Source organism: Halomonas sp. A29, from assembly GCF_046723295.1.
Lineage (GTDB): Bacteria > Pseudomonadota > Gammaproteobacteria > Pseudomonadales > Halomonadaceae > Halomonas.
Genome location: NZ_JAXQPR010000005.1, coordinates 27,588 through 47,359, shown reverse-complemented (window position 1 = coordinate 47,359; position 19,772 = coordinate 27,588). Strand labels below are relative to the sequence as shown.

Below are 19,772 nucleotides of genomic sequence, written 5' to 3'. Positions count from 1 at the left end.
CTGCGCCTAAAGGTTCGGGGTTACAGGCCGATATAAAGGGCATTGGCGAAAGGAAACGACACCATGAGCATCATTTTTTCCGTCGGCCTGAGCGGTTTGAATGCCGCCCAGAACGCGCTGAACACCACCAGCAACAACATCAGCAATGTCTACACGCCCGGCTATAACCGGGAGCTGACCATTCTTGGCCAGAGCCGCGCCGATGCCGGGGTGCAGGTCAATGCCATTCAGCGCCAGTTCAACCAGTATGTCGCCAACCAGCTCAATGCAGCGACCAGCGCCTCCAGTGCGCTCAGGACATACGAGAACCAGATCAGCCAGATCGACAATCTGTTGGCCGATCGGGATGCGGGCCTGGCGCCGCTGATGCAGAAATTCTTCTCTTCTCTTGAGGATCTTGCGGGAGCGCCTTCCGACCCGGCCGCGCGTCAGGGGCTGCTCGGCACTGCCGCTACCCTGACCGCGCAGTTCCGTGCCTTCGATGGCTACCTGCAGGACATGCAGGTTGGCATCAACGGCCAGATCAAGGACGAGGTCAGCCAGATCAACAACATGACCGAGCAACTCGCGACCCTCAACCGCGAGATCGCCCTGGCACGTGCTCGCAGCGGCGAGGCACCCAACAGCCTGCTCAACCAGCGTGATCAGCTGGTAGCCGAGCTCAGCGAACGCATGGACATCCGGTTGGATATCCAGGACGGCAAGAGCTACAACATCAGCTTGCCCAACGGGCAGCCGCTGGTATCCGGCACCAACCATTATCGCCTCGAGGCGATGGATGCCCCCAACGACCCTCAGCGCACCGTGCTGGGCTATCGTGACTCGGGCGGTAACTTGGTGGCGTTGGCGGAGAACACCATCAAGGGCGGCACTCTAGGTGGCCTGATGACCTTCCGTGCCGAAACGCTGGACAAAACCCAGAACCAGATCGGCCAACTGGCCGTATCACTGGCGGTGGGCTTCAACGAACAGCATCGCCTCGGGCAGGACCTCGACGGCAACCAGGGCATCGACTTCTTCGGTATTGGGCAGCCTCAGGCCTACTCCTTCCCGCGCAATACCGGCGGTGCGGAGGTCGTGAGTGCCAGCTTCGATGCAGCGAATATCGACAGGCTGCGCGCCACCGATTACACGGTGCGCTTTGGCGACCCGGGCGATCCTCCTCAGGTGATTCGCAAGGACAATGGCCAGACGGTTCCCGCCGACGAAGTCAACTGGGACGGCAGCGTGCTGAGCTTTGGTGGTATCACGCTGGAGTTCAGCGGTACACCGGCCAACGGCGATCGCTACGAGGTGCAGCCGGTACGCCGTGCCGCGGCAAGTTTCGAGTCGCAGATCAGCGATCTGGACAAGATCGCTGCGGGTAGCTTCGTTGCCACGTCCGGGAACCTCAGCGTTTCCGGTCTGCGAGCCGAAGCGGGTGCTTTCACCAACGCCAACGCCCATACCTTCACCTTGTCCACCACGGCAGGCCTTACAACCGTCTCGGCACCGGCAGATCCCAATGGCTTCACGGTCAACGGTGAAGCGTACGACCCTACCGTTGGAATCGCGGCGGGAGATCGTATCCAGATAGATGGTATCGAATTCGTGGTAGGTGAGGTCCCGGCGGATGGGCAGGAAGCGAGCCTGTCACTCTCGGTCGCCGCTTCCGGCACCGGTGACAACCGCAATGCCCTGGCGCTGCAGAATTTGCAGAGCAAGGCGTTGGTGGGTGGCAGGGCATCGTTCAGCCAGGCCTATGGCGGCATGGTCAGCGACGTAGGCAACCGTACCAACATCGTCAAGGTCAACCTTGATGCGCGCCAGGGGCTTACCGACCAGCTCAAGGCGGTGCAGCAGTCCGAATCCGGCGTCAACCTGGACGAGGAGGCGGCCAACCTGATTCGCTACCAGCAGTTCTACATGGCCAATGCCCGGGTCATCGATACCGCCTCGACGCTGTTCGATACCATCCTCGGCTTGCGTAACTGATCACCAGGGAGTCCAGTACGATGCGTATCAGCACCGTGACCATGTTCGACCAGAGCGTGGCATCCATGAATCGCCAGCAGGGCGACTTCCTCAAGGTGGGGCAGCAGATCGCCAGCGGCCGCCGTGTGGTCAACCCCTCGGACGATCCTCAGGCTGCTTCCCGGGCGGTAGGCGTTTCCCAGGCCAAGGCCGTTACCCAGCAGTACGCCGATGCTCGCGTGTCGGCGCGCAATACCCTGGCCCAGGGGGAAAGCGTGCTCAACAGTGCGGCTGACGCCATCACCCGCGCCAAGACCTTGCTGGTACAGGCGGCAAGCGACACCCTGAGTGACGTCGACCGCCAATCCGTGGCTGCCGAGCTACGCGGCGTCTACGAGACCCTGATCGGCCAGGCCAATGCCACCGATGGCAACGGCCGTTACCTGTTCGGCGGCTATCAGGACAACTCGCCGCCCTTCGCTCGTACCAGTGGCGAGGGCATCTCAGGCGTCAGCTATATTGGCGACGAGAATACCCGTGAACAGCGCATCGACGCCTCGCGGCTGATGCCGGTGGCCGATAACGGCAAGGCGATCTTCCAGAGCGTACCCTCCGGTGCCGGCTACGTGGTGCGGGCGGAAAGGGAGTCGCCGGGCAACACCAGCATCGGTACCCAGCAGGGCTATGTACGCAACGAAGGTTCCGTGGCCTTCACCGGTGGCCCGAACCGCGTCGACGCAGACAATGCGCATTTCGGCAAGCCGTTCGAGCTGGAGTTCTCCACCAATGCGGATGGGGAGCCGGTCTTCTCCGTCAGTGCCATCGAGGCAGATGGCACTCGTACGCCCATTGTCACCGACGAGGCCTACGAATCGGGCAAGACCGTCAGTTTCGGTGGTATCAGTATTACCCTGGAAGGTACGCCTGCAGATGGTGACCAACTGCAACTGCGTCCGGCCAATCACGAGAGTGCCAACCAGGATCTGTTCAAGTCGCTGAAGGATGCCATCGACCTGCTTGAGCTGGATCAGGAAGGTACCGCCGAGAATCGTGCGCACTTTCGCAATACCATCAACACGGTGATGCGCGAACTCGACAACAGTCTCGACAACGTACTCACCGTGCGCGCCTCAATGGGCGCACGTCTCAACGAGCTGGACGTGGTCGATGCCGTGGGCGGCAATCGTATGATGAACTATGAAAAGACGCTCTCCGACTTGGTCGATCTCGATTATGCCAAGGCGATCGCCGAGTACAGCCTGCGCCAAGTGGGCTTGCAGGCGGCCCAGAAGGCCTTCGTCGACGTAAAGAGCCTGTCACTGTTCAATTTCCTGTGAAGTCATCGGCAGGGATGCCGAGGCACGCTGTAATAGTACGCCGCTTCCCTGCAGACCTCACAGGCGTAAGCCCATGGGGTCTCTTTTCACCGCTCCGGTCATGCCGGGGCGGTTTTTTTGCTTCCGTTTTTTGCTCAGGCGAGTGGGGCCAGCGCTTCGATGAGCGAGTAGATGAACTGGATGCCGTTGCTGAACAGGCGCTGCAGGAAGCGCGCCATGTCGGTCATCAATACCATCAGCAGCACGAGGCCAACGGTCAGGGAGGTGGGGAAGCCTATGTTGAAGACCGTCAACTGCGGGGCGGAGCGGTTGAGAATGCCCATGGCCAGGTTGATGATCAGCAGCGAGCCGACCAGCGGCAGGGCCAACGACATTCCGGCTATGAAGATGGTGCCACCGTAGCGCACCAACATCTCGAAGGCGGCGGGGTTGAAGGCGCCGATGCCGATGGGCAGGCCATGAAAACTCGAGACCAATGCCTCCAGCACCATCAGGTGACCGCCCAGGGCGAGGAACAACAGCAGGGTGATCATGAAGAAGATCCGCGAAAGGATCATGGAGTTGGTGCCGCTACCGGCATCGAAGAAGGTGGCGAAGGCCAGGCCCATCTGTAAACCGATGAACTCGCCGGCAGCCTGAACCACGGCGAAGACCACGTGCATGACCAAGCCGATGGCAATGCCGATCAGCATCTGTTCCACCATGATGCCGAATCCCGCCCAGGACATGATCGGCACATCGGGCATGGGCGGCAGCACCGGGGCGACGACCAGTGTGACAAGGAACGCCAGGCCGATCTTGGCCTGATTGGGCACGCTGGAGTGGCCCCACAGCGGGGCGGCGGAGAAGAATGCCAGGATGCGCACGAAGGGCCACAGCAGGATCACCAGCCAGCCATGCAGCTGATCGAAGGTCACCTCGACCATGCGTAGCTCACCTCAAGAGTGTGGCTCACATCAGCATACTGGGTATGCTGGTGAAGAGGTTACGAGTAAAGTCGACGATCAATCCGATCAGCCAGGGGCCGGCAAGCACCAGCACGGTAAACACACCCAGAATCTTGGGAATGAACGAAAGCGTCATCTCGTTGATCTGCGTGGCGGCCTGGAACAGGCTCACGATCAGGCCGGTGAGCAGGGCAGTGATCAGCAGTGGGCCTGCCAGGAACAGCGTAACGCGCATGCCCTGGTAGGCAATGCTCATGACCATTTCCGGTGTCATATCGACTCCTCGCCGAGCATGGCTCGGTCTTGTTACGTCGGCCTAGATATAGAAGCTTTCCGCCAGCGAGCCAATGATCAGCTGCCAGCCATCCACCAGTACGAACAGCATCAGCTTGAACGGCAGCGAGATCGTCGCCGGGGGTACCATCATCATGCCCAGCGACATCAGTGTACTGGCGACCACCAGGTCGATGATCAGAAACGGAATGAAGATGGTGAAGCCGATCTGGAACGCCGTCTTCAGTTCACTGGTAACGAAGGCCGGCACCAGGATGCGCAGCGGTACGTCCTCGGGACCCTGCATGGGGCCAACCTCTGCCAGACGTGCAAAGAGCGCCAGATCGGGCTCGCGTGTCTGGGCCAGCATGAATTCGCGGAAAGGTTCCTGGGCCAGCATCAGGAACTCATCGAAGTTGATCTCGTCCGCGGTCAGCGGTACCCAGGCAGTTTCATAGACCAGGCCGATGACCGGGGACATCACGAAGAAGGTCAGGAACAGCGCCAGACCCAGCAGCACTTGGTTGGGTGGCGTGGCCTGGGTGCCGATGGCAGTACGCAGCAGGCTGAGTACGATGATGATGCGTGTGAAGCTGGTCATCATCAGCAGCGCTGCCGGCAGGAAGGCCAGTGAACTCAGCAGCAGCAGAGTCTGGAGCTGAATCGACCACTGTTGGCCACCGTCGTCCAGCGGCTGGCTGATGATGCCGGGAATCTGCTGGGCATGCGCACCCAGCGGCAACAGGGCGAGAGCCAGTGCGGCAAACAGGACGAGCTGCCTCAACGGGACAGACGGGCGAATCTGGAGAGCGGGGGAAGTCATCAATCTCTCCGCCCGGTACCGCCCAGGCCGGCATTCTGCTTGAGCGCCCGGGCGAAACGAGCGGCGAAGCGCTCACCCTCGGGTACCGAATGAGAGGCATCCCCGGCTGGCCGAGCAGGGGCCGCTAGTTCGTGCAGCTTGTTGACCTGGCCGCCGCCGACGCCGAGCACCAGCCAGGTGCCCTCGACTTCGACGATTACCACCCGCTCGCGGCTGCCGAGGGCGGCACTGCCGATGACCTGCAAATGGCCGCCAGCCGCACGTCTCTGCGGATTCCAGCGGCGCAGCAGGGCCGTACAGACCAGAATGATGGCGATGACCAGCGCCAGGGCGGCGGCTGTCTTGCCGAGGGTGGCCATGCCCATCAGGGCATCGCCACCTACGGCAAGGGACTCGAGCCCTGCGGAAGCTTCGGTAGAAGGGGTATTGCTCATCGGTTCAGTTTCTGCACCCGCTCGGAGGGGGTGATGATCTCGGTGATGCGGATACCGTACTTGTCGTCTACCACGACGACTTCGCCTTGGGCGATCAGGTAGCCATTGATCAGAATGTCCATCGGCTCGCCGGCCAGGCCGTCGAGTTCGACGACGGAGCCCTGGGCCAGTTCCAACAGCTGCTTGATGGTCAATTTGGTACGGCCCAGCTCCACGGTCAGCTTGACCGGGATGTCCATGATCATTTCGAGATCGCGGGCAGTTCCGCCTTCCTTGCCCTTGTCGAGCGGGCGGAATACGCGATCGCCGGCGGACTGAGGAGCGGAGGCCGGCACGCTGGCTGCGGCAGCCATGTTATCGGCCGCGGCTTCGACCGCTTCCTGTTCCGCCAGGGCTTCCGCCCACGGGTCGTCGTCGCTCTTGGCGCTGGTGGTGGACTCGGCCGCTTCCTGCTCGGCCATGGCTTCGGCCCAGGGGTCGTCGTCGGACGCCGGCTCGTTGTCCTGCTGCTCGGACATGGCGGAGGCCCAATCGTCGTCGGAAACGTTCTGATCGGGTTTCTTGGGATCAGTCATGCTTGGATTCCTTGGCTTGAGGCGCTGCGCCCTTGATGAAGGCGTCCTTCGACACCGGGTTCTGTGCACCATGGTCGATGATGCGGATGACACGCAGCGCGCGCTGCTCGTGCTGGCTACCGTAGTCGCACTCCATCACCGGTACGCCGTCGACGCTGGCGGTGACCGTCTCGGGTAGCTCGAGAGGAAGGACGTCCCCCACCTTGAGCGCCATGACATGGGCAATACGAGTGGGTACATCGGCAAAATTGGCGATCAGTTCCACCTCGGAGCGGCGCAACTCTCCTGCCATGCGCTTGCTCCAGGAGCCATCCTGATCGTGATGGCCATCGTTGAGCGGATTGGCCAGCAGGTCGCGCAGGGGCTCGACCATCAGGTACGGGATGCAGATCTGAAAGCTGCTGGAGAGGTTGCCGACCTCGATGTTGAAGTTCGTGTTCACCACGATCTCGTTGGGCGAGTTGGTGATGTTGGCGAACTTCGACTGCATTTCCGAACGCAGGTAGCTGATCTGGAGCGGGTAAACAGACTTCCACGACTCCTCGTAGGCATCTATGGCCAGATTCAGCAGGCGCTGGATGATGCGCTGCTCGGTGTTGGTGAATTCACGGCCTTCCGACTTGGTCAGGAAGCGGCCGTCACCACCGAACAGGTTGTCAACCACCATGAAGACCAGATTGGGCGGAAACACGATCAGTGCAGACCCGCGCAGCGGCTTCATACCAATGATATTGATGTTTGTCGGTACCGGTACGTTACGCGAGAATTCGCTGTAGCTCAGGTAACGCACCGAGTCCACGGTAATGTCGGCGCTGCGGCGCAGCAGGTTGAACAGCCCCATGCGGAAATGCCGCGCGAAGCGTTCGTTGATGATATCCAGCGCCTGCAGGCGCTCGCGGATGACGCGGTGCTGTGTCGCCGGGTCATAAGGACGAACACGAGAGTCGCCGTCGCTACGCGTATCGGGCTCGTCGTCGCCGCTGACGCCCTTGAGCAGGGCGTCGATCTCATCCTGTGACAGCAAATCGTCTTGGGACATGGTGGCCAGGGCACCCGTTTATTGCACGATGAACTCAGTGAACAGCACGTCCTGGATCACCAGGGGCGGCTGCGGCTCGGTCAGTGGTTCCGAGAGCACGGCGACGACTTCGTCGCTCAGGCGGCGCTTGCCGTCCGGTGTGGTCAGCTCGGTTGCCTGCTTGCCGGAGAACAGCATCAGCAGCCGGCTGCGGACTTGTGGCATGTGCTCGGTGAGAATCTCGCGAGTCTCATTGTTTCCCACTTTCAGCGAAATCCCGGTATAAAGCAGGCGCGAGCCGAAATTGTCGTCGGCGAGATTGACCGTGAACGGGTCGATCTTGACGAAGATCGGCGCCTGTCTCTGGATCTGCTGGGTCTGAAGCCTGCCCTCACCGTCGCCGCCGCGATCATTCATGACCATGTAGATGGCTGCTCCGGCAGCTGCCGTGGAGAGCAGTACCAGCAGTATCATCAGCCACAGGAGCTTGGAGGAGCCACCCGTCGATTTCGCCATTACCTTGCCTATTGAGTGTTGACCAGCTGTTGGAGAGCATTATGTCGAAGTCGCGCGGCCCCTGATGACAGGAACAAGCCGCGCGAAAGGGCCTATCTTGGCTTATTGTCTCAGGCGTAGAGATTCACGCGGCCATCCAGCGAGAGCGTGCCGTCGGAGAGGGCGGTGCCAGTGTCACCGGTTCCAGACATGGCCAAGTCGTCTTCGCCCCCCGACTGTGCTCCCTGGCCACGCTGCCCGTCATGGCCCGCGAAGGCTTGGGCGTCCTGCTGCCGCTGCTCTCCCACGGAGGTTTCGCCCAGGCTGATGCCCTGTTCTGCAAGCGCCTCGCGGAGTTGCGGGATGGCCTGCTCGAGTACCTGGCGTACTTGGGCATGGGCAGACAGAAACTGAGCTTGAGCTCCCTGTTCGGTCATCTTCAGGGTCACGGAAAGTGGCCCGAGTTCTGCCGGGTTCAAGCGCATCTCGATCTGCTGTTCACCACCGTGGCGGGCGAACTGCACCAACTGCTGGCCCAACTGGCCGGGCCAGGCCGGGCTCTGAAGCGGAGCGGCAAGGCTGGCCTGGGTGAGCGTAGTGGGCTGAGCCGGCACATTGGCCGGTGCAGCCGCGCTGGCGGGAGACTGTGTCATCGGGGCAGACTCCGGCACGAAGCCACCACGCGACGCGTCGGCTGCCATTGAACGCAACTCCGCAGTGCCGGATTGGGCGGCAGTGACCTTGGCGAAGGCGCTAGTGAAGTCGGCGGGTGTCGCAGTGCCTGAGCTGCTGCGATCGGCTGACGGGGTTGTGGGAGGGCCGACTGTTGCCAGCTGCGCCGCCAGCGGAGTGCCGGTGGTCAGCGAGGCAGTCATTGCCGACTGGTCAGGGCGCGTAGCGCTATCTCCCGAGGGGATGGCATTGAGGCGTGAGGTCTCTACCATGGCAGCCGCCACCAGTGTGGCGGCCTGGGGCTGCTCGGCTAGCTCGGAAACTTTGCCGTCAGCGGCGGCGGAGGATTCCTGGATGGCTAGCGCCGGCAAGTCGGTCTCGCCCGCCAACAGGTGGCTGCCTTCGATCAGGGCGAGCCGTGCCATGATTTCGCTCAGCTGTGCATCGGGCTGGGCAAGAGTCGCCTCGCCATCGGGCAGTTGTGTGGGATGGGTCTCCAGCGCCTGAAGCAGCGCCTGCTGCGCTGCCATGGTCTGCGGGAAGCCTTCGCTCAGTGTGACGTCCAACTGCGCGGGCAGGGCTCCGCTGCCGCCATGGGATGCATTGGCAGCATGGCTGAGGGCCAGGGCGAACTGGCCTTGGTTGGCGCCGGCTTCCGGCTTGCCGGAGAGCTGTGTCGGCAGGGCGGACAGTATCATCTGGATATTCATGGTGGTTCCTCTACCGAATCACGACGTGTATCCGGCGCGCTGGCGCAATAGCCGTCCGGCTGCCATCTCGTCACTGATACGTTGTTCGCGGCGTGTCTCCTGACGCTGCCGTTCGACGTCCCGGCGCGATACCAGGGTATCGAAAGCCGAAAGTTTCTTCTGTTCTTGTTGCCACTGCTGCTGGCTCTGCTGGACCCGCTGTTGCTGAGCATCGAGAGCCTGCCTGGCCCGCTGCAGGGCAGCGTCCAGCGAAGCCAGAAACTGCTGGTAGTTGTGCATGCTGGCCGGGTCGATGCCCTCACGCATGGCCTGCTGTAGGCGCTCGGCATATTCGAGCCGATAGCGATTGAGCGACTCCAGTTGCGAGGCCACCTGACGTTCGCTCTGGCGCTCGCCTGCCAGTAACTGGCTGGCCTGATCGCGCGCATCGCGTGCCAGATCACTCAACATGGCGAGTTGTGACGATGCACTCATTGCCTGACTCCTAGTGTCTCAGCAAGAACCTGTCGGGAAGCCTCGATCGAGGCATTTTCATTGATGCTTTGCTGCAGGAAATACTCCAGCTGCGGGTAGCGCTGTACGGCTTCGTCCAGTTGAGGATCGTGACCCGGGCTGTAAGCGCCGACGCTGATCAGGTCGCGGTTGCGCTGGTAGCGCGAGAAGAGCCGCTTGAATGCCTGGGTCATGGTCAACTGCTGGTCGTCGATGATGTGGGTCATCACGCGACTGATCGATGCCTCGATGTCGATGGCCGGATAATGTCCGGCCTCGGCCAGGGTGCGTGACAGTACGATATGGCCGTCGAGAATGGCACGTGCCGAGTCGGCGATCGGATCCTGCTGGTCATCGCCTTCGGTGAGTACGGTATAGAAAGCGGTGATCGAGCCCCGGCCGCGTTCGGCATTGCCGGCGCGTTCCACCAGGCTGGGGAGTTTGGCGAATACCGAGGGTGGATAGCCCTTGGTCGCCGGGGGTTCGCCGATGGCCAGGGCGATCTCGCGCTGAGCCATGGCGTAGCGGGTCAGCGAGTCCATGATCAGCAGCACATTCTTGCCCTGGTCGCGGAAGCCCTCCGCCAGGCGAGTGGCATAGGCGGCGCCCTGCAGGCGCTGCAGCGGTGAGGTATCGGCCGGTGCTGCCACCACGACGGCGCGGCGACGCCCTTCCAACCCCAGGATATTGTCGATGAAGTCCTGGACTTCGCGACCACGTTCGCCGATCAGGCCCACCACGATGACGTCGGCTCCGGTATAGCGGGCCATCATGCCGAGCAGCACCGACTTGCCCACGCCTGAGCCGGCGAACAGCCCCATGCGTTGCCCGCGACCAACGCTGAGCAGAGCATTGATGGCGCGAATACCGACGTCTATCTGTTCGTCGATCGGGGCACGCTTCAACGGGTTGAGCGGTGGCGTGGCGAGCGGAGCGCGCGGTGCGTCATCCAGCGGACCCAGGCCATCGAGTGGTTCGCCGTTGCCATCCACCACGCGCCCCAGCAACGATTCGCCGAGCGGGAAGCGGCGCGCGGCATGATCCGGGCCGTCGCCCAGTGGGTAGACCCTGGCGCCAGGCATCAGGCCGGAAATTTCCGTCAGCGGCATCAGCAGAAGACGTTCGCCGTTGAAGCCGACCACTTCGGCATCGGCGAATTGTGGCGAGTCGTTGCTACCGGGGGAGAGCAGTTCGATGCGGCAGGCATTGCCCAAGGCCACACGCAGGCCGACGGCCTCGATCACCATGCCGGTCGCACGCAGCACACGGCCGCTGGTGCGATAGCCGGGTACCGTCTCCACGCGCTCACGGACATGCCGCAGCGACTGCTGCCAGCGCGCCTGGTGCACATTGGATGTCGATACCGCCGCTTCAGTCATGTCTGCGTCTCGCTGTCAATCGTCTTGGCCATCGGCGGAACTCGCCGAGTGTCGCCTTCTGACCTGTGACTTCACTGCCTGCCAGCGGGTCTCCCAGGTGGCATCCAGTTCGCCGTTTGCACTCGTCACGCGGCAGCCTCCGCGGGTCAGTTGGGCATCGGGTTGCAGTTTCCAGCCAGCGGCGGCCAGCTCGAGACCCAGGTGTTCCTCGACCAGCTTGTGGTCCTGGGGGTTCAGCCACAGGCGCTGCTGACCGACCAGCGGTGGTTCGGTGTGCAGCAACGCTTTGACCAGTTCCAGCACCTGCTTGGGGCGCGCCTTGAGCGCTTCACCTGCCAACTGATGACCTGCTGCCAGGGCCAGCTCTACCAAGTCCGTGGCAACCTCGCCGTCAAGCAGTTCGAGTGCATTGGTGAACTGCTCGGCCAGCGGCTTCAGGGGGGCCACGGTGTCGCGCAGCTGCTGCTTCAACTCGAGCTGGGCTTCCTCACGGCCCTCCTTCAGGCCTTGGGCATGGCCTTCGCTGCGCCCGGCCTCGAAGCCGGCTCGATATCCCTCTTCGCGAGCCTCCTCCATCACCTTGTCGCGCAGCGCCTTCAGCTCCGCCTGGCGCTGAAAGGCAGCGCGACGCTTCGCCTGCTCGGCAGGGTCCAGCTCCTGGGCGAGGCTCCGTTCGTCCGAATTCTCGGCATGCAGCTCGCCCATCTGCCAGCGCTGCCAGGGCGCATGGCGCTCGGAAGAGGAGGGCCTCCGCTCAGACATAGGTGTCGTCCCCGCCGCTCAGCACGATTTCGCCGGAATCCGCCAGGCGGCGCACCACCTGGAGGACGGCCTTCTGCTCGGCTTCCACCTGGGAGACGCGAATCGGCCCGCGGGCTTCCATGTCCTCGCGCATGAGGTCGGCGGCACGCCGCGACATGTTGCGCAGGAACTTTTCCATGAGCCCTTCGGGCGCGCCCTTGAGTGCCACCACCAGCGAGTTGGTGTCGATCTCCTTGAGCACCAGCTGGATGCTGCGGTCGTCCAGGTCCATGAGGTTCTCGAACAGGAACATCTCGTCGATGATCTTCTGGGCCAGGTCCTCGCTGTGGGCGCGCACCGTTTCGATGGCGGTCTCTTCCAGGGAAGAGTTCATCAGGTTGAGGATCTCGGCTGCGGTTCTCACGCCGCCCATCTTGCTGCGCTTGAGGTTCTGGCCGTCGAGCATGCCGGAGAGCACTTCGGTCAGCTCCTGCAGCGCGGCCGGCTGGACGCCGCTGAAGGTGGCAATGCGCAGTACCACGTCGTTGCGCAGCTTGTCGTCGAACAGCTCCAGCACGTCGGCAGCCTGGTGACGCTCCAGGTGGACCAGGATGGTGGCGATGATCTGCGGATGTTCGTCGCGGATCAGTTCGGACACCATGGAGGCTTCCATCAGGTTCAGCGAATCGATACCGCTGCTGGTGCCGGTGGACTCCAGGATGTCCTCGATCAGGCTGGTGGCCCGTTCGCTGCCCAGTGCCTTGGTCAGCACCGAGCGGATATGCTCGCTGGAGTTGAGGTTCAGTGCGATGAACTCCTCGGTCTCACGGTGGAACTCCAGCATCACCTGCTGCATGTCCTCGTGGGAGACCTGATCCATCTCCGCCATCTCCATGCTGAGCTGCTGGATCTCCTTGGGCGCGAGGTACTTGAACACCTCTGCCGCACTGTCCTCGTCGAGGGCCAGCATCAGAATCGCGCTGCGGCGTACGCCGCTCATGGGCTTGGCACTGCTCATTCTCTATTCATCCAGCTGCGTACGATCATGGCGATCATGCGTGGATCCTCCTGGGCGAGTTCGCGCAGTTCGGCCAGGTGGTCCTCATAGGCCGAGGAGCGACGCTTGCGCTTCGGCTTCTGGTACGGGCGCAGGTCGTCGTCTTCGTCACCCGCCGCTTGCAGTTCTCCTTCGCTGGCTTCCGAATCGTCACCTACGCGAACCTGCAGGCCGGTGCCGGGTGCCGTGGCCAGCATGGGCCGCTCGGTATGACGCTTGATCAGCGGACGCAGGACCAACAGGTAACCCAGCAGGATACCCAGTGCCACCAGCAGGTAGCGGCCGATGGTCAATGCCAGCGCATGAACCTCGGGCGACTGCCACCACTCGAGCTCTTCGAATTCTTCAACATCGCGGGTGAACGGGCTGTTGACCACTTCGATCTCATCACCGCGGGCCGGGGAGAAACCGATGGCCTGCCGCACCAGGCGTTCGATCTGGGCGATCTCGGCTTCGCTGAGCGCCACGCGGCGCCATTCGCCCTCTTCGTCACGCTCTTCGCGATAGTCGACGACCACGGCGGCAGTGAGGCGTGTCACTTGGCCCTGGCGATGCTGGATATGCGAGATGCTGCGATCGACTTCGAAGTTGACGACGTCGTCCTGGCGCAGGTTGTTCAGTGCCTGCAGGCCTTGCTGGGCCTCCTCGGTCAGCTCACCATCCTCGTCGGTGGCAAGTTCAATGGGGGAGGGAGCCACGCCCGGCGGCGTATTGCTCAGTGCGCCGGGTATGCCCAGCGCCACGCCATCGCCGCCGTTATAGGAGAGGCTCGACTGGCGGCTGCGTACCGCGGCTTCGTTGGGTGGCTGGTTGGGGCCGAAGCGCTCGTTGGTTTCCTCGCGGCGCGAGAAGTCGATCTGGGCGGCAACCTGAGCACTGATGCGATCACGGCCAAGAATCGGCGCAAGAATGTTTTCGATTCGCTGTTGGAAGGAGCGCTCGACCTCGGCAATGTAGTCGAGCTGGGTCGCGTCGAGCCCACGGCCCTGGCTGTTGGGCATCGACAGCATGCGGCCGTTCTGATCGACCACGGTGACGTTCTCGGCGGCGAGGTCCGGTACGCTGCTCGATACCATGTGGATGATGGCGCTGACCTGACCCTCGCCGATGACCCGGCCTGATTCCAGCGTCACGATGACAGAGGCCTTGGCAGGCTCACGGTCGCGCACGAACACGGAAGAGCGGGCCATGGCAAGATGAACGCGCGCTCGGGAAACCGGTCCGAGGGATTCGATGGAGCGTGAAAGCTCGCCTTCGAGCCCACGCTGGAAGTTGACCTGCTCGGCGAACTGGCTGACGCCGAAGGCTTGATTGTCCATCAGTTCGAAGCCGACGTTGCCGCCGCGTGGCAGGCCTTGCTCGGCTAACTGCAAGCGCAGGCCATGCACGGCATCGCCCGGTACCAACAGTGCGGCACCGCCTTCGCTGAAGCGATAGGGTACGCCGCGACTCTCCAGCTCGCTGATGATGCGACCGCCGTCGGCTTCGGTGAGGTTGCTGTAGAGAACGCGGTATTCTGGCTCACGAGCCCACATCAGCAGGGCGACCACGATCGCGATCATGGCGGCGCCACCGATCAGAACGGCGATCAGCGGGTTGCCGCGAAGCTGCTGCTGAAGACGCTCCAACAGCGCAGCAGAAGACACGCTGCCCTGGGAGTCCTGACGCTCTTGCGTCGTGGCGCCGTTGCTCATGCGCCCTCCCATGGGAGAGCGCCGCCGGCTGCTTGAAAGGTATTGCTGGAAGATGGCATCGACTGCATCCGTTCACCGCGTTCTGGCTACCCCGCAAGGGGGCGCAACTGTGATGGAAGCTATTATGCGAGTCGCCTTCCAGTCCAAAGGCGGGAAAAGCCCCTTTTTTACCTGCCATTTGGTCGTTTGGTGAATTTACGTAACCTGCTAGCCTTGCTCTACATTCGGCGGGGAGCGGAAACAGTGGTTCCGACAGGCCGAAAAGAATCGAATAACGAACGAGTTGATAAGGGGCGCGAATCATGAGTTCACCTGCCATCCAGTCGGCGCTGGCGCAGATGCAGACCCTGGCAACCCAGGCCGGTGGCCAGGTCGCCAAGGGGCAGCAGGTTTCCACCCAAGTGGGGCAGGGCGGCTTCGCTGGCGAACTGCAAGCCTCGATCCAGCGCATCAACCGCTTGCAACAGACATCCAACGCCAAGGCCATGGCGTTCCAGGCAGGCGACCCCAACGTCGAACTCAATGACGTCATGGTCGACATGCAGAAGGCCAGCGTGGCCTTCCAGATGGGGCTGCAGGTGAGGAACCGCCTGGTATCCGCCTATCGCGACGTCATGAACATGCAGGTCTGAAGCTGGGCTTGCAAATTCTGCCGGGTGGCAACGCAAAAATCGGCAAAAAGGCACGTTTGCGTATTGCAAACGAACTCCTTGAGCCGATTTTCAATCATCAATTTCCAGTGACCGATGGGCTGCTTGGCCCTGCGCGGTGTACTTCTATACCTTCAGGCTGATCAGGTTTCCCTGTAGTTCCTCCAGTCGCTCGGCTATGGCCAGCACTTCCTCTCCGGGAATCTGACGCAGTACATCGCCCGATTCACGGTCAACGATTCGAGTAATGATTCGCGACGTGTCGTTGAGCTCGAACTCCACGCCGTACTGGCGCAGTACTTCATTGATGCGCTGAATCGGCTCTACCAGGTCGGCGCTGCTGGGCGCCTGTCCGTGGCTCTTGGCCTGGGCCAGCACCGTGCCGGCGGAAGGTAGCGTAGCGAGAACGGTTTCCTTGCGCTGACGCGGTGTCAGGTCATGCAGTGCCGAGATACTCAAGGCGTTGGTAGCATCGGTCAGTGGCGAAGACATGTGGTGTTTTCCTTATATATGCCCTTGCTGAAACTGTTCAGCATCCTCCCCAAGGCCGCCTGAAGGACAGCCTCTCCCGCAGGTACTATCGGCCGGATTGACGGTAACTTTAGTGTGCTCAAACCATTTTTTTTGTGGGCAAAAAGTCGCACCGTTTGTCTTTTTTCTCTTTCGTTGATGCAAACTGAAGCCAAATGGATAAAATGCAGTTACGAATTGGCTACATTTCGGATGTGCCGATCTCGAGCAGGCAGAGATTCAGGACAGGCAGGGAAGCATGCAGGTTGCCCTGGAGTTCGTTGCAAACGTGAGCGCAACAGTGTCCAGCCAGTGAGGCGCCATGAGCCAAGAGCTATCTATCGAACGCATCATGCAAACGGGGCTTCTGACCTGCGAGCCCGAAACGCCGCTGTGGATGGCGGCCGAACGCATGGCGGCGCGTCAGTGCAGTTCGATCATCGTGGTCAAGGTGGGGCAGCCATTGGGCATCTGGACCGAGCACGATGCGCTTGCAGTCAATTTCGCCGACCCCGATGCGGTTCGCATACCGATCTCGCAGGCCATGAATCAGCCGGTCGCGAGCCTGCACTTGGAGACGCCGATCAGCGAAGCGGCGTTGCGCTTCAATGCCGAGCGGCGGCGGCACTTTCTCGTGGTGGATGATGGCGGGGCTCCGGTGGGGATCCTGTCGCAGACTGACGTAGCCCTGAACCAGGGGCTCGAGCCTTATCTGCGACTGCGTGAAGTCCAGGCGGCCATGCGTCAGCGAGTGCTGGTGCTGGAAGGTGAGCAGCGCCTGGCCCAGGCTGCGCGATCCATGCGGCTTTCAGAATGCGATGCAGTGGTGGTCAAGTGTGCGGATGGCGAGCTGGGTATTCTCACCGAGCGCGACCTGGTGCGCTTCGTGGCCCGCCATCCCGGCAATACGCCCATCGAGGGGCTTGCCAGCCGCCCCTTGCTCACGGTGCATCAGGACGACACCCTGATTGCCGCGCGGGATCTGCTGATGAATCATCGCGTACGCCACCTGGCGGTGCTGGACGATGCCGACGAGGTGGTGGGGCTGCTGGGCTTTCGCGACATGCTGGCCGGCGCGGAACACCTCTACATGCAGGACCTGCGCAACGCGCTGGAGCAGCGTGACCGCGCGCTCGCCCAATCGCGGGAAAACCGGCAGTTGGCCGAACGGGTGATCGACTCCTCGCTGGAAGGCATCATCATCACCGACCCCGGCAATCGCATCGAATTCGTCAACCGCGCCTTTACCCACATGACCGGCTACACCGCTGAGGAGGCGGTGGGCAAGACTCCGGCGATCCTCGCTTCCGGGCGCCACGATACCGCTTTCTACCGTCAGATGTGGGATGCCCTGAAGCGCAGCGGTCATTGGCGTGGCGAGATCTGGAATCGGCGCAAGAGCGGCGAGCTCTACCTGGAAATGCTGACGATCACGGCGATCACCGACGATAACGGCGAGGCGACGCACTATGCCGCGCTGTTCAGCGACATCACCCATCTGCGCGACAATGAAGAGCGCATCCGCAAGCTGGCCTACTACGATGCCCTTACCGGGCTGCCCAATCGTCGCCTGCTGGAAGACCGCCTGGAGCTGGCGATACGTCACGCCCATCGTAACCAGAGCCGGCTGGCGGTGATCTTCGTCGACCTGGACCACTTCAAGGAGGTCAATGATGCGCTGGGCCATGCCTTCGGCGACGAGCTGCTGGTGATGATGGCCGAAAGGCTGCAGTTGAGACTGCGTGAAGACGACACCCTTGCTCGCCTTGGAGGCGATGAGTTCCTGGTGCTGCTTCCTGATCTGGAAGAGGTGGAGGAAGTCACCCGTGTTGCCCGCCGTCTGGTGGAGGCCGTCAGTGAACCTTGCGTGATCGAGGGCCAGGAGTTTCGCCTCGGCTGCAGCCTGGGCATCAGCCTTTACCCCGACGATGCTTCGACCGCCGAGTCGCTGGTGCACAGTGCCGATGTGGCGATGTATCGGGCCAAGCAGGAAGGACGCAATGGCTACCGGCTCTACCGCAACGAGATGAACCTGCAGGACGACCGCCAGCGTGCGCTGGAAATCGCCCTGCGCGAGGCCTGCACGACCGGCGAAGGCCTGCAGGTGCACTACCAACCGGTTTTCGAGTGTGACGGTGGCAGGTTGTATGGCGCCGAGGCGTTGTTGCGCTGGCACCATCCGCTGCTGGGCAGCGTGCCGCCGGTCAGTGTCGTCACCTTGGCCGAGCGCGCGGGGATATTGCCACAGCTGGATGAGTACATTCTCGAGCAAATCTGCACGCAGCTGGCTGCCTGGAGCGCTATCGGGGCCGGGCCGATCCCCATCAGCATCAATTTGTCGGCGCGCCAGTTCTGGCAGCACGATCTGCCCGTGAGGGTCGCTACCAAACTCAAGGAGCACAAGCTGCAGCCGGGCTTGCTGGGCTTCGAGATCGCCGAACGCACCCTGCTGGAGAAGCCCCACCAGGCGGCCGTCGTGCTCAAGCGCCTGCGGCGCCTCGGTGGTGAGGTCGCGATCAATGACTTCGGCACCGGCTATGCCTCGTTCGGCTACCTGCAGGAACTGCCGATCAGCATGCTCAAGATCGATCAGCGTTTCGTGCAACGCCTGGACAGTGGCCAGCGGGGCAGTGCAGCGATCGTGGCCGCCGTGGTCGGGCTGGCCCGTGAAATGGGGTTGCGCCTTGCCGCTGTCGGGGTCGAAACCGTGGCTCAGCGTGAAACCCTGGCCCGGCATGGCGTCGAGCTGATCCAGGGCTACCTTACCGGCCAGCCGGTACCGGCCGATCTCTTCGCCAGCCGCTATCTGGCCTCCCGAAGCGGGGTGACGCCACAAGACGCTTGAAGCCAGCGGCCTGGCAGCGAGGAGCCGCCTTCCGCGTGCGCTTTTCGTGGTTTCGCCAGCGGCCGCGACCCGGTAGTCTAGGCATCTCTCTTCATCCGTCTTTTTCTGCTCCGGATCAGCTGCCGTTTCGATGAGTTCCCTGCACGCCAGTAGTGGCGATCATCGTGGCCCCATGCGCCACGAGTCGCTGATGCCGACCCATCACGATCATGACCAGGACAGCACCTGGATGATCGGCTACCTGGATATCATGACCCTGCTGGTGGCGCTGATGGTACTCATCTTCACGCTTTCCAGCTTTGGCCGCCCCGACGACAAGGCCGTACCGCTCGCCACGCTCATCCCCTTTGCAATACCGCTGCCCAGTGAAATGGCCAATGCGCTGCCAGTACCGGCAGAGCCACGATCGGCTCCTGGCCGGTTGAGTCAGGTGGCTGTTTCCGCCGCTCTGGGCGTGGCAGAGGCATCGCGGCGCATCATGTCCATGCCTGCACCGAGAGAACAGATCGCCTTTACGGCGCCGCCCACGCCCCTGGCATTGCTCGAACGGCGCATACATCCCCCGCTGGCGTTGCCGCAGCCGCTCGTTCAGGCGAATGGTGAGGCGCCGTTGCCGCTTGCGGATTTCATGCTGGTGCTGACGGACCGGCCACCCTCAGGGGCTCGCGAGCTCGACCTGGATGCCATTGAGGGCTCGCTGGCGTTGCAGCAGGCGCTGGACGAGCGGCTCGAGGATGCTCCCTATCTGGCCGATCTCGAAGGCGTGGAAGTCTCTCGAGTTGCCGAAGGCATCAAGCTGCGAGTGGAGGATCAATGGCTGTTCCCCACCGCCGCGGCCGAGCTTACCGAAGATGGAGAAGCACTCGTGCAGCGCTTGGTGGAGGTGATTCAGCGCCACGCGGGGGAAGTCGCCGTGGAGGGACACACCGACAGCCGGCCGATCCAGACCAATGAGTTTCCCTCCAACTGGGTACTCTCCAGTGCCAGGGCGATTGCCATCGTTCATGCGTTGGAGCGGTCAGGTGTCGACTCGCATCGTCTGCGAGCGGTGGGCCTGGCCGACTCCCGCCCTTTGGCGAGCAATGACACTGGCGAGGGGCGAGCCCAGAATCGGCGCGTCGAGGTCATCATTCACGCGCGTTGACGGAACGCCTGCGCAGGTACGGC

General features: G+C 62.4%; 19 protein-coding genes. 5 read left to right on the top strand and 14 right to left on the bottom strand.

Annotated features, from left to right (window positions below; genetic code table 11):
• Window positions 1-63: 63 nt before the first annotated feature.
• Window positions 64-1,974: a flagellar hook-associated protein FlgK gene (gene flgK, locus SPH52_RS10570; RefSeq protein ID WP_411794991.1), complete on the top strand. Its 1,911-nt coding sequence runs from the start codon at window positions 64-66 to the stop codon at window positions 1,972-1,974.
• 20 nt (window positions 1,975-1,994) lie between these two features.
• The gene (gene flgL, locus SPH52_RS10565) at window positions 1,995-3,290 is read left to right on the top strand and encodes a flagellar hook-associated protein FlgL (RefSeq protein ID WP_411794990.1); all 1,296 of its coding nucleotides are present in this window, start codon (window positions 1,995-1,997) and stop codon (window positions 3,288-3,290) included.
• A gap of 134 nt (window positions 3,291-3,424) precedes the next feature.
• Here the strand turns inward: flgL and fliR are convergent, their stop codons facing one another.
• The 13 genes from fliR to fliF all read right to left on the bottom strand — a co-directional run bounded on the left by fliR (window position 3,425) and on the right by fliF (window position 14,600).
• A complete protein-coding gene (gene fliR, locus SPH52_RS10560) occupies window positions 3,425-4,216 on the bottom strand; it encodes a flagellar biosynthetic protein FliR (protein ID WP_411794989.1) in 792 nt (263 codons plus the stop codon).
• 25 nt (window positions 4,217-4,241) lie between these two features.
• The gene (fliQ, locus tag SPH52_RS10555) at window positions 4,242-4,511 is read right to left on the bottom strand and encodes a flagellar biosynthesis protein FliQ (protein WP_111414111.1); all 270 of its coding nucleotides are present in this window, start codon (window positions 4,509-4,511) and stop codon (window positions 4,242-4,244) included.
• A gap of 42 nt (window positions 4,512-4,553) precedes the next feature.
• Window positions 4,554-5,333, bottom strand: coding sequence for a flagellar type III secretion system pore protein FliP (fliP, locus tag SPH52_RS10550; RefSeq protein WP_411794988.1), 780 nt, complete (start codon window positions 5,331-5,333; stop codon window positions 4,554-4,556).
• Window positions 5,333-5,767 (bottom strand): flagellar biosynthetic protein FliO, encoded by a 435-nt coding sequence (fliO, locus tag SPH52_RS10545; protein WP_411794987.1) that lies wholly within the window; start codon window positions 5,765-5,767, stop codon window positions 5,333-5,335. Before fliO ends, fliP begins: the two co-directional genes overlap by 1 nt.
• On the bottom strand, window positions 5,764-6,342 hold the full coding sequence (gene fliN / locus SPH52_RS10540; protein WP_411794986.1) for a flagellar motor switch protein FliN: 579 nt from the start codon (window positions 6,340-6,342) through the stop codon (window positions 5,764-5,766). The genes fliO and fliN overlap by 4 nt, the downstream gene beginning before the upstream one ends.
• Entirely contained in the window at window positions 6,335-7,381 is a 1,047-nt protein-coding gene (gene fliM / locus SPH52_RS10535) for a flagellar motor switch protein FliM (protein ID WP_411794985.1), read from the bottom strand. Before fliM ends, fliN begins: the two co-directional genes overlap by 8 nt.
• Window positions 7,382-7,399: 18 nt before the next feature.
• The gene (gene fliL / locus SPH52_RS10530; protein ID WP_411794984.1) at window positions 7,400-7,876 is read right to left on the bottom strand and encodes a flagellar basal body-associated protein FliL; all 477 of its coding nucleotides are present in this window, start codon (window positions 7,874-7,876) and stop codon (window positions 7,400-7,402) included.
• 110 nt (window positions 7,877-7,986) lie between these two features.
• Complete coding sequence (locus tag SPH52_RS10525) at window positions 7,987-9,237, bottom strand: flagellar hook-length control protein FliK (protein WP_411794983.1); 1,251 nt, start codon at window positions 9,235-9,237, stop codon at window positions 7,987-7,989.
• 18 nt (window positions 9,238-9,255) lie between these two features.
• On the bottom strand, window positions 9,256-9,711 hold the full coding sequence (gene fliJ, locus SPH52_RS10520; protein ID WP_411794982.1) for a flagellar export protein FliJ: 456 nt from the start codon (window positions 9,709-9,711) through the stop codon (window positions 9,256-9,258).
• Window positions 9,708-11,108, bottom strand: coding sequence for a flagellar protein export ATPase FliI (gene fliI, locus SPH52_RS10515; RefSeq protein ID WP_411794981.1), 1,401 nt, complete (start codon window positions 11,106-11,108; stop codon window positions 9,708-9,710). The genes fliJ and fliI overlap by 4 nt, the downstream gene beginning before the upstream one ends.
• A 15-nt stretch (window positions 11,109-11,123) precedes the next feature.
• Entirely contained in the window at window positions 11,124-11,870 is a 747-nt protein-coding gene (locus SPH52_RS10510) for a flagellar assembly protein FliH (RefSeq protein WP_411794980.1), read from the bottom strand.
• Window positions 11,863-12,867: a flagellar motor switch protein FliG gene (fliG, locus tag SPH52_RS10505; RefSeq protein WP_411794979.1), complete on the bottom strand. Its 1,005-nt coding sequence runs from the start codon at window positions 12,865-12,867 to the stop codon at window positions 11,863-11,865. Before fliG ends, SPH52_RS10510 begins: the two co-directional genes overlap by 8 nt.
• Window positions 12,864-14,600 carry a flagellar basal-body MS-ring/collar protein FliF gene (gene fliF, locus SPH52_RS10500; protein ID WP_411794978.1) on the bottom strand — a complete coding sequence of 579 codons (1,737 nt, stop codon included), beginning with the start codon at window positions 14,598-14,600 and terminating at the stop codon, window positions 12,864-12,866. The genes fliG and fliF overlap by 4 nt, the downstream gene beginning before the upstream one ends.
• Before the next feature lie 302 nt (window positions 14,601-14,902).
• Between fliF and fliE the strand changes: the two genes are divergently transcribed.
• Window positions 14,903-15,232, top strand: a complete 330-nt coding sequence (gene fliE / locus SPH52_RS10495) for a flagellar hook-basal body complex protein FliE (RefSeq protein ID WP_411794977.1) — start codon at window positions 14,903-14,905, stop codon at window positions 15,230-15,232.
• A 144-nt stretch (window positions 15,233-15,376) separates the two neighbouring features.
• Here the strand turns inward: fliE and SPH52_RS10490 are convergent, their stop codons facing one another.
• Window positions 15,377-15,742 (bottom strand): flagellar protein FlaG, encoded by a 366-nt coding sequence (locus SPH52_RS10490; RefSeq protein ID WP_411794976.1) that lies wholly within the window; start codon window positions 15,740-15,742, stop codon window positions 15,377-15,379.
• A gap of 340 nt (window positions 15,743-16,082) precedes the next feature.
• Between SPH52_RS10490 and SPH52_RS10485 the strand changes: the two genes are divergently transcribed.
• Both SPH52_RS10485 and SPH52_RS10480 read left to right on the top strand, forming a co-directional pair.
• A complete protein-coding gene (locus tag SPH52_RS10485; protein WP_411794975.1) occupies window positions 16,083-18,605 on the top strand; it encodes an EAL domain-containing protein in 2,523 nt (840 codons plus the stop codon).
• A gap of 130 nt (window positions 18,606-18,735) precedes the next feature.
• The gene (locus SPH52_RS10480) at window positions 18,736-19,749 is read left to right on the top strand and encodes an OmpA family protein (RefSeq protein ID WP_411794974.1); all 1,014 of its coding nucleotides are present in this window, start codon (window positions 18,736-18,738) and stop codon (window positions 19,747-19,749) included.
• The last annotated feature ends 23 nt before the right edge of the window (window positions 19,750-19,772 follow it).

Bases quoted from the DNA above. Each gene is read 5' to 3' on its own strand.
- flgK (WP_411794991.1), top strand. From the start codon at position 64: ATGAGCATCATTTTTTCCGTCGGCCTGAGCGGTTTGAATGCCGCCCAG.
- flgL (WP_411794990.1), top strand. From the start codon at position 1,995: ATGCGTATCAGCACCGTGACCATGTTCGACCAGAGCGTGGCATCCATG.
- fliR (WP_411794989.1), bottom strand. From the start codon at position 4,216: ATGGTCGAGGTGACCTTCGATCAGCTGCATGGCTGGCTGGTGATCCTG.
- fliQ (WP_111414111.1), bottom strand. From the start codon at position 4,511: ATGACACCGGAAATGGTCATGAGCATTGCCTACCAGGGCATGCGCGTT.
- fliP (WP_411794988.1), bottom strand. From the start codon at position 5,333: ATGACTTCCCCCGCTCTCCAGATTCGCCCGTCTGTCCCGTTGAGGCAG.
- fliO (WP_411794987.1), bottom strand. From the start codon at position 5,767: ATGAGCAATACCCCTTCTACCGAAGCTTCCGCAGGGCTCGAGTCCCTT.
- fliN (WP_411794986.1), bottom strand. From the start codon at position 6,342: ATGACTGATCCCAAGAAACCCGATCAGAACGTTTCCGACGACGATTGG.
- fliM (WP_411794985.1), bottom strand. From the start codon at position 7,381: ATGTCCCAAGACGATTTGCTGTCACAGGATGAGATCGACGCCCTGCTC.
- fliL (WP_411794984.1), bottom strand. From the start codon at position 7,876: ATGGCGAAATCGACGGGTGGCTCCTCCAAGCTCCTGTGGCTGATGATA.
- SPH52_RS10525 (WP_411794983.1), bottom strand. From the start codon at position 9,237: ATGAATATCCAGATGATACTGTCCGCCCTGCCGACACAGCTCTCCGGC.
- fliJ (WP_411794982.1), bottom strand. From the start codon at position 9,711: ATGAGTGCATCGTCACAACTCGCCATGTTGAGTGATCTGGCACGCGAT.
- fliI (WP_411794981.1), bottom strand. From the start codon at position 11,108: ATGACTGAAGCGGCGGTATCGACATCCAATGTGCACCAGGCGCGCTGG.
- SPH52_RS10510 (WP_411794980.1), bottom strand. From the start codon at position 11,870: ATGTCTGAGCGGAGGCCCTCCTCTTCCGAGCGCCATGCGCCCTGGCAG.
- fliG (WP_411794979.1), bottom strand. From the start codon at position 12,867: ATGAGCAGTGCCAAGCCCATGAGCGGCGTACGCCGCAGCGCGATTCTG.
- fliF (WP_411794978.1), bottom strand. From the start codon at position 14,600: ATGAGCAACGGCGCCACGACGCAAGAGCGTCAGGACTCCCAGGGCAGC.
- fliE (WP_411794977.1), top strand. From the start codon at position 14,903: ATGAGTTCACCTGCCATCCAGTCGGCGCTGGCGCAGATGCAGACCCTG.
- SPH52_RS10490 (WP_411794976.1), bottom strand. From the start codon at position 15,742: ATGTCTTCGCCACTGACCGATGCTACCAACGCCTTGAGTATCTCGGCA.
- SPH52_RS10485 (WP_411794975.1), top strand. From the start codon at position 16,083: ATGAGCCAAGAGCTATCTATCGAACGCATCATGCAAACGGGGCTTCTG.
- SPH52_RS10480 (WP_411794974.1), top strand. From the start codon at position 18,736: ATGAGTTCCCTGCACGCCAGTAGTGGCGATCATCGTGGCCCCATGCGC.